The sequence below is a fragment of the Ruegeria sp. BHSB196 genome, assembly GCF_059613135.1.
The window spans coordinates 119262-133000 of the sequence record NZ_JBXWRY010000002.1 but is presented as its reverse complement, the minus strand read 5'-3'; the positions used below and the strand labels follow the sequence as shown (position 1 = coordinate 133000).

Sequence of the window (13739 nt, the reverse complement as noted above, 5' to 3'; positions counted from 1 at the left end):
CCGACGCACCTGCAATTCTGCAAAACCACTTTGGAATATTGCCTCTGTTCAGTTGATTTCTGCAAGCCTATGGTGCGCGCAAAGTCACCGGAGGAGTCTGAGATGCAGGAATTGACCCATTTCGTGAACGGCAAGCAGGTCGCTGGCGCGTCCGGCCGGTTTTCCGACGTTTACAACCCCGCGACCGGCGAAGTGCAGGCGAAATGCCCGATGGCCAGCGCGGCTGAAACCACCGCCGCCATCGAAAAGGCCGCGGCGGCGCAACCCGAATGGGGTGCGACCAACCCGCAGAAGCGCGCGCGCGTGATGATGGCCATGGTCGGTCTCATGAACCGCGACATGGACAAGCTGGCCGAGGCGCTGTCCCGCGAACACGGCAAGACCCTGCCGGACGCCAAGGGCGACCTGCAGCGCGGGCTGGAAGTGATCGAATACTGCATCGGCGCCCCGCAGATGCTGAAGGGCGAGTTCACCGACAGCGCCGGCCCCGGCATCGACATGTACTCCATGCGCCAGCCGCTGGGCGTGGTTGCCGCGATCATGCCGTTCAACTTCCCGGCCATGATGCCGCTGTGGCATGTCGGCCCGGCGCTGGCCTGCGGCAACGCGGTGGTTCTGAAACCGTCCGAACGCGACCCCTCGGTGCCGCTGATGCTGGCGGAACTGTTCGTCGAAGCCGGACTGCCCGAGGGCGTGTTCCAGGTGGTGAATGGCGACAAGGAAGCGGTCGATACCCTGCTCGACAGCGAGATCATCCAGGGCGTGTCCTTCGTCGGCTCGACCCCGATCGCGCAGTACATCTATGCCCGCGCCACCGCGAACGGCAAACGCGCGCAGTGCTTCGGCGGGGCGAAGAACCACATGATCGTCATGCCCGACGCCGATCTCGACCAGGCCGCGGACGCGCTGGTCGGAGCCGGGTTCGGCGCGGCGGGCGAACGCTGCATGGCCGTGTCCGTCGCCGTGCCGGTGGGCGAGGAAACCGCCGATGCGCTGATCGAGAAACTGGTGCCGCGCATCGAAAAGCTCAAGGTCGGCCCCTACACCGCCGGCGATGACGTGGACATGGGCCCGGTGATCACCGGCGCCGCCAAGGAGCGCATTCTCGGCCTGATCCAGTCCGGCGTCGATCAGGGCGCGGACCTGGTGGTGGACAACCGCAACTTCTCGTTGCAGGGCTACGAGGACGGCTTCTTTGTCGGCCCGCACCTGTTCGACAAGGTGACGCCCGACATGGACATCTACAGGACCGAGATCTTCGGCCCGGTCCTCAGCACCGTCCGCGCCGGTTCCTACGAAGAGGCGCTGGGACTTGCCATGAACCATGAATACGGCAACGGCACCGCCATCTTCACCCGCGACGGCGATACCGCCCGCGACTTTGCCAGCCGCATCAACATCGGCATGGTGGGCATCAACGTGCCGATCCCTGTCCCGCTGGCCTATCACACTTTCGGCGGCTGGAAGAAGTCGATGTTCGGCGATCTGAACCAGCACGGCCCGGACAGTTTCAAGTTCTACACCCGGACCAAGACCGTGACCGCCCGCTGGCCCTCGGGCATCAAGGAAGGCGGCGAGTTCAACTTCAAGGCGATGGACTGAACCCGCCGCGGCACCGTCGCCCGCGACCATCGGAGACACCCCGGCCGACCGGCCGGGGTTTTTCCCCTTCTGGTGCACCGATGCCAGTCCCCGGCGGCAACTTCGCCCGCTCACGCGGATTTCAGTTGCGAAATCTGGAAAACGGCGGTTTTACGACCTAACTATCCTCGCGGATAGGGTAACGAGCAGATCACGACGGAGGCATCTTTGTCCAATTCCCGCATGACCCGGCGCAGCGCCCTGATCGGCGTTGCCGCGACATTGGCAACCCCGGCCCTCGTCCGGGCGCAGAGCGCGTTTCCGACCGACGAGCCCGAAATCGAAACCAAGGTGCCGGTGCGGCGCAACATATCCTCGTTTTCGCAACAGCGCTGGCAGGACCATTTCGCGACGCTCGGCGTCGGCTGTCTGCTGGCGGACACGACCAGCCGTGCGGTTCACTACTGGGGCGGCGACGGCGTGACCTATCGGCTGTATCCCTCGTCCGTGCCGATGAGCGAGGAACTGACCAAGCGCGGCTACACCAAGGTGGTCCGCAAGGCCGAGAACCCCAGCTGGACGCCCACCGCCAACATGCGCGAACGCGATCCCACGCTGCCGGTTCGCATCGAAGGCGGCGATCCCGGCAATCCGCTGGGCACCCGTGCGATGTACCTGACCTGGCCTGCCTACCTGGTGCACGGCACCCATGACACCCGCAAGATCGGCCGGCAAAGCTCGTCCGGCTGCATCGGCCTGTACAACAGGCATGTGGAAGAACTCTATGAACTGGTCCAGATCGGCACCCAGGTACGCCTGATCTGAAAAAAATGCCCCGGCCACGACGGGCCGGGGCGGTCGCCTGAATACCGAGGTGATTATTCGGGCAACAGCACCGCGTCGATGACGTGGATCACCCCGTTCGACGCTTCGATGTCGGCCTGAACCACCTCGGCCTTTCCGACCTTGACGCCGTTGCGCCCATCGACGCTCAACCGGTCGCCCTGGACCGTCAGGACCTGGGTGCGCTTGTCCGCGATTTCGCCGGACATCACCTTGGCCGGCACAACGTGGTAGGTCAGGATCGACACCAGCTGGTCCTTGTTCTCCGGCTTCAGAAGGGTCTCGACGGTGCCTTCGGGCAGAGCCGCGAACGCTTCATCGGTGGGCGCGAAGACGGTGAACGGGCCATCGCCCTTCAGCGTTTCGACAAGCCCGGCCGCCTGTACCGCGGCCACCAGCGTGTTGAACGACCCCGCGGATACGGCGGTATCCACGATGTCCTTGTCCGAACCGGCCTTGACCGGCATTGCACCCATGGCCACCACGGCCAGGGCAGTCGTCAGTCCCAGAAAATTGCGACGAAACATAGCAGCGAACTCCTCTCCCGCTTGTTACGGAAAGAGGTACGGCGTCCGCGCGCAACCGGATCACATTTCGGTTCTTGCGTCGATCTTGCGCATCCAAAAGCTCTGTGCCCGGCCCTTCCTTAGGAATGGCAGGGACGCCACCGCATCCGGGCGGGCCTGCTGCAGATAGTATCCCGGCCAGAGGATTTCGTACCCGCCGGATTGCAGCAAGGCGTGCAGCACATATTGTTCGGCCCAGCCGGGGCAGTCATAGAAGAACCGCTTGGGATATTCATAGGGCAGAAAGACATCGTGGACGTGGATCACCACGCCCGGCTTCAGCGCCGGGATGATCCGGCAGAATAGGTGTGCCACGTCATTGCTCATCCGCACGACATGGCTCGAGTCGATGAACAGGATGTCGCCCGACTCGAGATCGGCAAAGACCTCGGGATCGACCTCCTCCAGCCGCTTCTGCTCGAACCGGTCCACCACATCGGCGATGTCGGCGCGCGGATAGGGGTCGATGGCGGTGATCCGTGTTTCGAGCCCCCCGTCCAGAACGGCTTGGCGCGTGACGCGGGTGGAGTTTCCGCAGCCGACCTCGATGACCTGCCGCGGCGCATGACGCCGGACCATCAGATACAGCGCCTCGGCATCCGGGCTGTCGAAATAGCCGTTGTTCGGACGGAATCCGGTCCGGTTGCGTTCGGGATCGTGCAACGCGTTCAGCGCGTCGGCATGGATGCGGTGCTCGGCCACCAGAGGCGAAACGTCGAACCCGTCCATTCCCGGCGACAGCGCATAGGCCGGGCCGTCCAGCCCGCCGGCGCGCTCGAACGCTTCCAGCCTGGCCCGCTCTTCGTCCTCGCCTGTCCTGTCACTCAACCTCACCCCAAATGGCGCCAGAAGGGCGTTGATCCGGGGGAACTTTCTGGGCTTCACGGAATTCGTCCTTTCACATCTCATCCAGGCGGCCCGAATGGCCGTCGCGGACCTGCTTCCGCAAGAACCAGACCCTCAACCCCTTGGCAAGGTAAACTTTTCCGTATTGACTGTGGGGAAATCCAGGCGGAGGTGCGGGATGCAGCAGGAATTCACGCTGGGCATCGAAGAGGAATACCTGCTGGTCGACAAGGACTCGCTGCAACTGTCCGAAGCGCCCGAGGCGCTGATGCAGGCCTGCCAGGCCGATTTCGAAGGTCAGGTCAGCCCCGAATTCCTGCAATGCCAGATCGAGGTCGGCACCCGCCCGCATGTCACCATCGCCGGTGCCCGCGAAGACCTCAAACGCCTGCGGTCCGGCGTGTCCAAACGCGCGGCCGAGCACAACCTGGCACCCATCGCGGTGTCCTGCCATCCCTTCGCCAACTGGAAGGACCAGCACCACACCCGCAAGGAACGCTATGACGCCTTGCACCATGCGCTTGGCGGCGTCGCGCGGCGGATGCTGATCTGCGGAATGCATGTACATATCGGCATCGAAGACTCCTCCTTGCGCGCCGATCTGATGCCGCAACTCTGCTATTTCCTGCCGCATCTTCTGGCCCTGTCCACGTCATCGCCCTACTGGAACGGAGAGGATACCGGCCTGTCCTCCTACCGCCTCACTATCTTTGACAACCTGCCCCGCACCGGCCTGCCGCCCATCTTCGGCAGTTGGGCCGAGTATGAACGCACCACCGGCGTTCTGGTCGATCTTGGCGTGATCGAGGACACGACCAAGATCTGGTGGGATCTGCGCCCCTCGCACCGGTTTCCGACCCTCGAAACCCGGATCATGGATGTCCAGCCCCGGATGGAGCACACGCTGTCGCTGGCGGCGATGAACCAGGCCCTGGTCCGGATGCTGTGCCGTCTCAAGGCGCGCAACCTGCGCTGGCGGCAGTATGACCGGCTGCTGATCGGCGAGAACCGCTGGCGCGCGCAACGCTATGGCGTGGGTGAGGGCCTGATCGATTTCGGAGAGCGGTCCATCAAGCCGATGACCGAATTGATGGATGAACTGATGGGGATGCTGGCCGAGGATGCCGAGGCATTGGGGACGCTCACCGAAATCGCCCGCCTGCGCCAGATCGCCGAGGGCGGCACCTCTTCCACCCGGCAGCGCCGCGCTCATGCCGAAGCCACGGCAAGGGGCGACGATCCCGGCCAGGCGGTGGTCCGCCACTTGATCGACGAGTTTCACGAGGATCTTTGATCCGACCTTTGCCGTTTCCCCGGTTGCAAAACTCCTGTAAGAATTCATAAATAAACAGTCGTTCAATTCAGCACGCCGGAGGGAGACAGGCCATGGATTTCGCACTGACCGAGGAACAGACAGCCATCTTCGACATGGCCTATGCCTTTGGGCAGGAAAACATCGCGCCCCACGCTCGCCAGTGGGAGGCCGACGGCACCATTCCCAAGGATCTCTGGCCCCGCATCGGTGAATTGGGCTTTGGCGGGCTTTATGTTTCCGAAGAAAGCGGCGGATCGGGCCTGACACGGCTGGACGCCACCTTGGTGTTCGAGGCGCTGTCGATGGCCTGCCCTTCGGTCGCGGCCTTCCTGTCGATCCACAACATGTGCGCCAAGATGCTCGACAGTTTTGCCGGTGACGCGCTGAAATCCCGCATCATGCCGGATGTGCTGAGCCTCAATACGGTGCTCAGCTATTGCCTGACCGAACCGGGCTCGGGCTCGGACGCGGCGGCGCTGAAAACCCGCGCCGAACGCACCAACGAGGGCTACACTCTGAACGGCACCAAGGCGTTCATCTCGGGCGGCGGCTATTCCGATGCCTATGTCTGCATGGTCCGCACCGGCGAGGACGGGCCGAAAGGCATATCGACCGTCTATGTCGAGGACGGCACCCCCGGCCTCAGCTTTGGCGCGCTGGAGCAGAAGATGGGCTGGAAAAGCCAGCCGACCGCGCAGGTCCAGTTCGACGACTGCAAGATCCCGGCCGAGAACCTTGTAGGCGTCGAGGGCGACGGGTTCAAATATGCGATGATGGGTCTGGACGGCGGGCGGCTGAACATCGCCTCCTGTTCGCTGGGCGCCGCGCAAACCGGGCTGGACATGACGCTGCAATACATGTCCGAGCGCAAGGCGTTCGGCAAATCCATCGACCAGTTCCAGGCGCTGCAATTCCGGCTGGCCGACATGGAGATCGAGTTGCAGGCCGCCCGAACCTTCCTGCGGCAGGCCGCATGGAAACTGGATCAGGGCGCGCCGGACGCCACCAAGTTCTGCGCCATGGCCAAGAAATTCGTGACCGAAACCGGCTCGAAAGTGGTCGATCAGTGTCTGCAGCTGCACGGCGGCTACGGCTATCTGGCCGATTACGGGATCGAAAAACTGGTCCGCGACCTGCGCGTGCATCAGATTCTCGAAGGCACGAACGAGATCATGCGGGTGATCGTCGCCCGCCACATGCTGGCCAACCGCTGAGGGAACCATGCCTGACATAGACATCCGCGTCACGGGCCGTGCGGGCCGGATCACCCTGACCCGCCCCAAGGCATTGAACGCCATGAGCTATGACATGTGCATGGCCATCGACACCGCCCTGCGCAACTGGCGCGAGGATGATGCGGTCGATCTCGTCATCTTCGATGCCGAAGGCGAAAAGGCGTTCTGTGCGGGCGGCGACATTGCCGAGCTCTACGAGACCGGCACCAAGGGCGACTATGACTATGGCCGCACCTTCTGGCGCGACGAATACCGCATGAATGCGCTGATCTTCGAATACCCCAAACCGGTGGTCAGCTTTCTGCAGGGCTACACGATGGGCGGCGGCGTGGGCATCGGTTGCCATGGCACACATCGCGTCGTGGGCGAAAGCTCGCAGATCGCCATGCCCGAGTGCGGCATCGGCCTGATCCCGGATGTGGGCGGCACGCTGATGCTGGCGCTGGCGCCGGGCCGGGTGGGCGAGTACCTGGGCCTGACCGCCGGGCGCATGGGGCCGGACGATGCCATCCTTGCCGGGTTCGCGGACCATTTCATTCCGCAGGACAAGTGGGGCGCGGTAATCGAAATGCTCGAAGCCTCGGGCGATCCCGGCCATGTCGAAACCCACGCCGAAACGCCGGAACCGGGTCCGTTGCGCGCGGCACGCGATGAGATCGACAGGCATTTCGCAGGCGAGGCGCTGGGCGACATCCTGACATCCCTGCGCGGCGACGACGGCGCGTTTGCGCAGGCGGCACTCAAGGCGATGGGGCGGAACTCACCGATCTCCATGGCCTGCACGGTCGAAATGCTGCACCGCCTGCGCGGACCATCGCTGACCATCCGCAAGGCGCTGGAGATGGAATACCGCTTCACCTATCGCGCGATGGAACATGGCGATTTCCTGGAAGGCATCCGCGCCCAGATCATTGACAAGGACCGCAATCCGCAGTGGCAATATGCCGACATGAACGTGCCCGCCGTGACCGTTTCCGGAATGCTGCAGCCGCTGGGCAAGGATGCGCTGACTTTCGAGGAGGAATGAGAGATGAAGATCGGGTTCATTGGCCTGGGCAACATGGGCGCGCCGATGGCCGCCAACCTCGCGAAGGCGGGGCACGACGTGACCGGATTTGACATGGCGGAGGTCTCGGTCGAAGGCGTCGCCATGGCCGGCTCGGGCGCCGAGGCCGCGGCGGGGGCCGATGTGGTCATCACCATGCTGCCCAACGGCCAGATCCTGCGCGCCGTCGCGGACCAGGTGATCCCGGTCATGACCGAGGGCGCCGCATTCGTCGATTGCTCGACCGTCGATGTGGACAGCGCCCGCGCGGTCGCAAAACAGGCCGCCGCAGCCGGACTGCTGCCGGTCGATGCCCCGGTGTCGGGCGGGGTCGGCGGCGCCACCGCCGGAACGCTGACCTTCATGGCGGGCGGCAGCGCCGAAGCCTTTGAAAAGGTTCGCCCGCTGTTTGAGATCATGGGCCAGAAGGCGGTGCATTGCGGCGACGCGGGGGCCGGGCAGGCCGCCAAGATCTGCAACAACATGATCCTCGGCGTCACCATGATCGCCACCTGCGAAGCCTTCGCGCTGGCCGACAAGCTGGGTCTGGATCGGCAGAAGATGTTCGATGTGGTCTCGACCTCGTCGGGATACAGCTGGACGATGAACGCCTATTGCCCCGCCCCCGGCGTCGGTCCGCAAAGCCCGGCCGACAACGACTACAAGCCCGGCTTTGCCGCCGAACTGATGCTCAAGGATCTGCGCCTCAGCCAGCAGGCGGCGGAAAGCGTCGATGCCGACACGCCCATGGGTCAGGCCGCCGCCGCGCTCTATGAACAATTCGTCGAGGCCGAAGGCGGAAAAGGCATGGATTTCAGCGCCATGCTGCCGCGGTTCGAAAAACGCGGGCGCGGCTGACCCGGTCGGATGGGCGGGTTCTTGCGCAGGGGTTGAATGCGAAGGCGCATTCGGCCGCCTGATGCGGTAAAGCGGAACCGACGGACCGGAGAACACCTCAAAGGAGCGCCCATGAAGCGGCTGGCCTGCCCCATCACGATCCTCGCCCTGGTATTGGCACCATCGTTAGCCATGGCCGGAAACGGCAAGGGCAAGGGACACAAGAAGAGCGGCATTCAGGTCGAGCGGGTCGCGCCGGGCTATGGCCGCGTCGAAACCCGCGCCGTCGGACATTGCCCGCCCGGCCTGGCCAAAAAGGCGGTGCCCTGCGTGCCGCCCGGTCAGGTCAAGAACCGCTATCGCGTCGGCGACTACATCTATCGCGATTATGTCTGGATCGACGAACCCTACCGTTACGGGTTGCGCCGCGACGGGTATTACGTGCGCGCCGGCGATTACGTCTACAGGGTGGACCGAGAAACCCATGAGGTTCTGAACCTCATCGGCGCGGTTGCCGACATCCTGAACTGAAGTCAGCCGTAAGGATCCTTGGGCTTGCGATCCTCCGACAACGAGTCCTGCCGCCGCACCACCAGCTCCTCGATCGCGTCTGCCAGGTGGGTGCGGTCGATGTTGTAATCGCCGCGTTCCACCCGCAGCCGGTGCGCGCGGATCAGCACGTCCGCATGCGTGCAGCCCGCCGGCGGCTCGAAGCGATAGCTGGCCAGTTCGATCAGCAGGCCCAGCGGATCCTTGAAATAGATCGAATCCATGAACCCTCTGTCCTTCGGCCCGGAATGCTGGATGCCGCGTTGGTCCAGCCGCGCGACCGCCTGCCAGAAGGTCGCCTGCGAGACGTTGAAGGCCAGATGGTGCACGCAGCCCGGCTCGGTCGGCGTACGGTCGGGCGTGCCCTTGCGCGCCTCGTTGGTAAAGACGGTGATCAGCCGCCCGTCGCCCGGATCGAAATAGACATGCCCCTCGTCCGGGTTGTCCAGATTGGGCTGATCGAAGACAAAGGGCATGCCCAGCACGCCCTCCCAGAAATCGATGGTGCTTTGCCGGTCGGCGCCGGTCAGCGTGATGTGGTGCACGCCTTGGGTCTGCAACTTGCGCATGTCCGCCTCCCTCCGCGGTGTCAGCGATGCCCGGCCTCCGAACCGCCAAGGGCGATGACGGCCTGCCGCGTCGCGTCGTCGGCGGGAAAGAACATTTCGATCTTCAACTCCGACATCGCGATATCGCCGGTCGCCCCAAACTGCGCGATCGTGGTGAAAAAGGAAAGCACCGCCTCGCCCACCCGGTAGCGCGCCGGGATCACCGCCGGCATCTGGAAACCTTCGGGATCGCCCTGGCGCGCGACACGCTGGGCCAACTGCTCCACCGCCCGCTCCAGAACCGCGTCGCGGCCGAAATGGGCAAGTTCCGTCCTGAGCCGCCAGAGGCTGTGCCGCTCCACCTCGTCCAGGTTGTCGATGGCGGAGCGCATCCTGTCGTTCCCCAGAAGCGCGTCGATCAGGCTGGTGCCCACGCCCACCCCGACCACGCCAAAGATCGATCCGGCGGGACCGTTCATGGCCTGAATGCACCAGTGCCGGTCGATCGCGATTGCCGGATAGGGCGCGTGCCGCTCAAGAATCCAGTCCACGGCCCGTCGCAACGGCGCAAGCTCGGGCGCGGATTTCGGATGCGTGCGATAGGCCGGCGCCAATCCGGCAGCGGCGAGCATCTGGTTGCGGGCGCTTCCGGGCACGCTCAGTTCCTCGCATAGCCGCAGCACCATCCCCCGGCTCGGCTGCGACCGGCCGGTTTCCAGAAACGATATGTGCCGCGCCGAAACCCCGGCCGTCAGCCCCAGTTCCATCTGGCTGAGCCGACGGAGCGACCGCCATTCCCTGAGTGCCGCGCCGAATTCCATGGTCATGCCTCCCGCTGGTCATGGTCACTATACCCCCGGCTTTCGCACAGGCACTTACCTGGCAGGTAATTGTTTTGCCGAACTCAGGCGCGTTACCCAAAGGCCGGCACACCAACCGGAGGATGACCGATGACCCTGTTCCAGACCGCTCCCCTGATTGTCCTGATGGGCTTTGTCGCATTTTTGGCCCTGCTTCTTTCGGGAAAGCGCATCGCAGGCCGCAATCGATGGATGATCCCCGCCGCCTTGTCGGCCGCCTACCTCGTGTGGACGCTGATTGCCGCGGCAACCGAGGGCCTTCTGGGTTTCTGGCCGGTCCTGACACAAGACTTCTGGGGCAATCAGGTCGCGTTCGATCTGATCTTCGCCATCGGGATCGCGCTCTGCTTCCTCGTGCCGGCGGCGCGGGATTGCGGTGTGCGGGTTCTGCCCTGGTCGCTGTTTGTGCTCTGCACCGGCTGCATCGGCCTGCTGGCCTTCCATGCCCGCGTTCTCTATGTCCGCGACCACGCCGCAGGCCACGCAATGGCTTGACCGATCATTCGGCGGCGACCCGTTCGGCCTTCAGCATCGGCTTCAGATAGCGCCCGGTATGGCTGCGCTCGACCGCCGCCACCTCTTCCGGCGTTCCCTCGGCCACGATCCGGCCGCCGCCGTCGCCGCCCTCGGGGCCGATGTCGATGATGTGGTCAGCGGTTTTCACCACGTCGAGATTGTGCTCGATCACCACGACCGTGTTGCCCTGATCGACCAGTTCATGCAGCACTTCCAACAGCTTGCGCACATCCTCGAAATGCAGCCCCGTGGTGGGTTCGTCGAGAATATACAACGTTCGGCCCGTGGACCGCTTGCTGAGCTCCTTCGACAGCTTGACCCGCTGCGCCTCGCCGCCCGACAGCGTGGTGGCCTGCTGTCCGACCTTGACATAGCCCAGCCCCACGCGCGCCAGCGCATCCATCTTTTCCCGGATCGCAGGCACCGCCTTGAAGAACTCCTGCGCATCTTCGACCGTCATGTCCAGAACGTCGGCAATGGACTTGCCCTTGAACTTGATCTCCAGCGTCTCGCGGTTGTAGCGGGCGCCCTTGCAGGTTTCGCAGGTGACATAGACGTCTGGAAGAAAGTGCATCTCGATCTTGATGACGCCATCGCCCTGGCAGGCCTCGCACCGGCCGCCCTTGACGTTGAAGCTGAACCGCCCCGGCTTGTAACCGCGCGCCTTGGCTTCGGGCAGTCCCGCGAACCAGTCGCGGATCGGAGTGAAGGCCCCGGTATAGGTGGCCGGGTTCGAGCGCGGCGTGCGCCCGATGGGCCTCTGGTCGATGTCGATCACCTTGTCGAGATGTTCAAGCCCCTTGATCGTCTCGCAGGGCGCCGGTGTCTGGCGGGCCCCGTTCAGCCGCATCGAGGCGGTCTTGAACAGGGTCTCGACCGTCAGGGTCGATTTTCCGCCCCCCGACACGCCGGTGACGCAGATGAACTTGCCAAGCGGAAAACCGACGGTCACGTCCCTGAGGTTGTTGCCGGTGGCCTTGACGACCTGAACGGATTTGCCGTTGCCCTCGCGCCGTGTGCCCGGCACCGGAATCTTCCGCGCCCCGGACAGGTACTGGCCGGTGATCGAGGCCGCATCCGCCGCGATGTCCCCCGGTGTGCCCTGGCTGACGACCTGTCCGCCGTGCACCCCGGCCCCCGGACCGATGTCGAACACGTAATCGGCCTCGCGGATCGCTTCCTCGTCATGCTCGACCACGATCACGGTATTGCCCTGGTCGCGCAGGTTCTTGAGCGTGCCGAGCAGACGGTCATTGTCGCGCTGGTGCAAGCCGATGGAGGGTTCGTCCAGAACATAAAGCACCCCGGTCAGGCCCGAGCCGATCTGCGATGCCAGGCGGATCCTCTGGCTTTCGCCGCCACTTAAGGTGCCACTTGAACGTGACAGCGTAAGATATTCCAACCCCACGTTATTCAGAAATCCAAGCCGCTCGCGGATTTCCTTGAGGATGGCCCGCGCGATTTCGTTCTTCTGCTCACTCAGATGGTTCGGCGCATCCTCGATCCAGTCCAGCGCCTCGCGGATGGACATCTGCACCACGTTTCCGATGTGACGGCCCGCGATCCTGACCGCAAGCGCCTCTTCGCGCAGACGGTGCCCCCGGCAGGTGCCGCAGGGCCGGTTGTTCTGGTATCGCTCAAACTCCTCGCGGATCCAGGCGCTGTCGGTTTCGCGGTACCGGCGCTCCATGTTCGGGATCACCCCTTCGAAGCTTCGTGTCACCTGATAGACCCGGCCGCCCTCGTCATAGCGGAACTGGATCTCGTCGTCGCCCGAACCATACAGGAATACCTGCTGCACATGCGCCGGCAAGTCCTTCCACGGGGTGTTCTTGTCGAACTCGTAGTGACGCGCGATGGCCTCGATCGTCTGCAGGAAATAGGGCGACTTACCCTTTCGCCAGGGCGCCAGCGCCCCATCGTACAGCTTCAGTGTCTGGTCGGGCACCACCAGCCGTTCGTCGAAGAACAGCTCGACCCCCAGCCCGTCACAGTCCGGGCAGGCTCCGAACGGCGCGTTGAACGAAAACAGACGCGGCTCGATCTCGGGGATGGTGAAGCCGCTGACCGGGCAGGCAAAATTCTCGGAGAACGTGATGCGTTCGGACTCGCCCTCTTTCGGCGCGGTTTCCAGGATCGCGATGCCATCCGCCAGATCCAGCGCGGTGCGCAGGCTGTCGGCCAGGCGGGTTTCCATCCCTTCGCGCACCACCAGACGGTCCACCACCACGTCGATGTCGTGGCGGAACTTCTTGTCCAGGGTCGGGGGTTCGTCCAGTTCATGGAACTGGCCATCCACCTTCACGCGCTGGAACCCCTGTTTGCGCAGCTCCAGGAACTCCTTCCTGTACTCGCCCTTACGATCCCGGACGATGGGCGCCAGGAGATAGCCGCGCGTCCCCTCCTCCATCGCCATGATCCGGTCCACCATGTCCTGCACCTGTTGCGCCTCGATCGGCAGGCCGGTCGCCGGGCTGTAGGGCGTTCCGGCACGGGCAAAGAGCAGCCGCAGATAATCGTATATTTCCGTGACCGTCCCGACCGTGGAACGCGGGTTCTTCGAGGTCGTCTTCTGCTCGATCGAGATGGCCGGCGACAGACCGCTGATATGGTCCACATCCGGCTTTTCCATCATGTCGAGGAACTGCCGCGCATAGGCCGACAGGCTTTCGACATAGCGCCGCTGCCCCTCGGCATAGATCGTATCGAAGGCCAGGCTGGACTTGCCCGAGCCGGACAAGCCCGTGATCACCACGAGCTTGTCGCGCGGAATGTCCACGTCGATGTTCTTGAGGTTGTGCTCGCGCGCGCCGCGCACCTCGATGTTCTTCTGTTCGCCCATGGCCCACCTCGGCAGCAATTCCTAACAGATAGTTGATGGCGGCTGAGTCTCCAACCAAAAAATGAGAACTTTTGGTGAACATTTGGGGCGATCACGGAACGGAATGCCGCGACCCCACCGCTGATCCAAGCGCCGGTGAAATGCCCGCAACACCTG

13 protein-coding genes are annotated in these 13739 nt (G+C 64.0%); 8 read left to right on the top strand and 5 right to left on the bottom strand.

Going from position 1 to position 13739, the window contains the following annotated elements; genetic code table 11:
- Positions 1-102: 102 nt before the first annotated feature.
- Both AC2FNJ_RS02315 and AC2FNJ_RS02310 read left to right on the top strand, forming a co-directional pair.
- On the top strand, positions 103-1602 hold the full coding sequence (locus AC2FNJ_RS02315) for a CoA-acylating methylmalonate-semialdehyde dehydrogenase (RefSeq protein WP_496762091.1): 1500 nt from the start codon (positions 103-105) through the stop codon (positions 1600-1602).
- A 222-nt stretch (positions 1603-1824) separates the two neighbouring features.
- Positions 1825-2406 (top strand): L,D-transpeptidase, encoded by a 582-nt coding sequence (locus tag AC2FNJ_RS02310; RefSeq protein WP_496762251.1) that lies wholly within the window; start codon positions 1825-1827, stop codon positions 2404-2406.
- 53 nt (positions 2407-2459) lie between these two features.
- Here AC2FNJ_RS02310 and AC2FNJ_RS02305 read toward each other — a convergent pair whose 3' ends face one another.
- Positions 2460-2951, bottom strand: a complete 492-nt coding sequence (locus AC2FNJ_RS02305; protein ID WP_496762089.1) for a fasciclin domain-containing protein — start codon at positions 2949-2951, stop codon at positions 2460-2462.
- 60 nt (positions 2952-3011) lie between these two features.
- Positions 3012-3824, bottom strand: coding sequence for a class I SAM-dependent methyltransferase (locus tag AC2FNJ_RS02300; protein WP_496762249.1), 813 nt, complete (start codon positions 3822-3824; stop codon positions 3012-3014).
- A gap of 190 nt (positions 3825-4014) precedes the next feature.
- Between AC2FNJ_RS02300 and AC2FNJ_RS02295 the strand changes: the two genes are divergently transcribed.
- The 5 genes from AC2FNJ_RS02295 (at position 4015) to AC2FNJ_RS02275 (ending at position 8799) form a co-directional block, all read left to right on the top strand.
- Positions 4015-5130, top strand: coding sequence for a carboxylate-amine ligase (locus AC2FNJ_RS02295; RefSeq protein ID WP_496762088.1), 1116 nt, complete (start codon positions 4015-4017; stop codon positions 5128-5130).
- A gap of 92 nt (positions 5131-5222) precedes the next feature.
- Positions 5223-6365 carry an acyl-CoA dehydrogenase family protein gene (locus AC2FNJ_RS02290; RefSeq protein WP_496762087.1) on the top strand — a complete coding sequence of 381 codons (1143 nt, stop codon included), beginning with the start codon at positions 5223-5225 and terminating at the stop codon, positions 6363-6365.
- Between the two features lie 7 nt (positions 6366-6372).
- A complete protein-coding gene (locus AC2FNJ_RS02285) occupies positions 6373-7413 on the top strand; it encodes an enoyl-CoA hydratase/isomerase family protein (protein WP_496762085.1) in 1041 nt (346 codons plus the stop codon).
- Between the two features lie 3 nt (positions 7414-7416).
- Entirely contained in the window at positions 7417-8289 is an 873-nt protein-coding gene (gene mmsB / locus AC2FNJ_RS02280) for a 3-hydroxyisobutyrate dehydrogenase (protein WP_496762084.1), read from the top strand.
- A gap of 111 nt (positions 8290-8400) precedes the next feature.
- Positions 8401-8799, top strand: coding sequence for a hypothetical protein (locus AC2FNJ_RS02275; protein ID WP_496762083.1), 399 nt, complete (start codon positions 8401-8403; stop codon positions 8797-8799).
- A 2-nt stretch (positions 8800-8801) separates the two neighbouring features.
- Here the strand turns inward: AC2FNJ_RS02275 and AC2FNJ_RS02270 are convergent, their stop codons facing one another.
- On the bottom strand, positions 8802-9386 hold the full coding sequence (locus AC2FNJ_RS02270) for a VOC family protein (RefSeq protein ID WP_496762082.1): 585 nt from the start codon (positions 9384-9386) through the stop codon (positions 8802-8804).
- Positions 9387-9406: 20 nt separating this feature from the next.
- Entirely contained in the window at positions 9407-10192 is a 786-nt protein-coding gene (locus AC2FNJ_RS02265; protein ID WP_496762080.1) for a helix-turn-helix domain-containing protein, read from the bottom strand.
- A 123-nt stretch (positions 10193-10315) separates the two neighbouring features.
- Between AC2FNJ_RS02265 and AC2FNJ_RS02260 the strand changes: the two genes are divergently transcribed.
- Positions 10316-10720: a hypothetical protein gene (locus AC2FNJ_RS02260; protein WP_496762078.1), complete on the top strand. Its 405-nt coding sequence runs from the start codon at positions 10316-10318 to the stop codon at positions 10718-10720.
- Positions 10721-10724: 4 nt separating this feature from the next.
- Here AC2FNJ_RS02260 and uvrA read toward each other — a convergent pair whose 3' ends face one another.
- Positions 10725-13583 carry an excinuclease ABC subunit UvrA gene (uvrA, locus tag AC2FNJ_RS02255; RefSeq protein ID WP_496762076.1) on the bottom strand — a complete coding sequence of 953 codons (2859 nt, stop codon included), beginning with the start codon at positions 13581-13583 and terminating at the stop codon, positions 10725-10727.
- Positions 13584-13739: the final 156 nt, after the last annotated feature.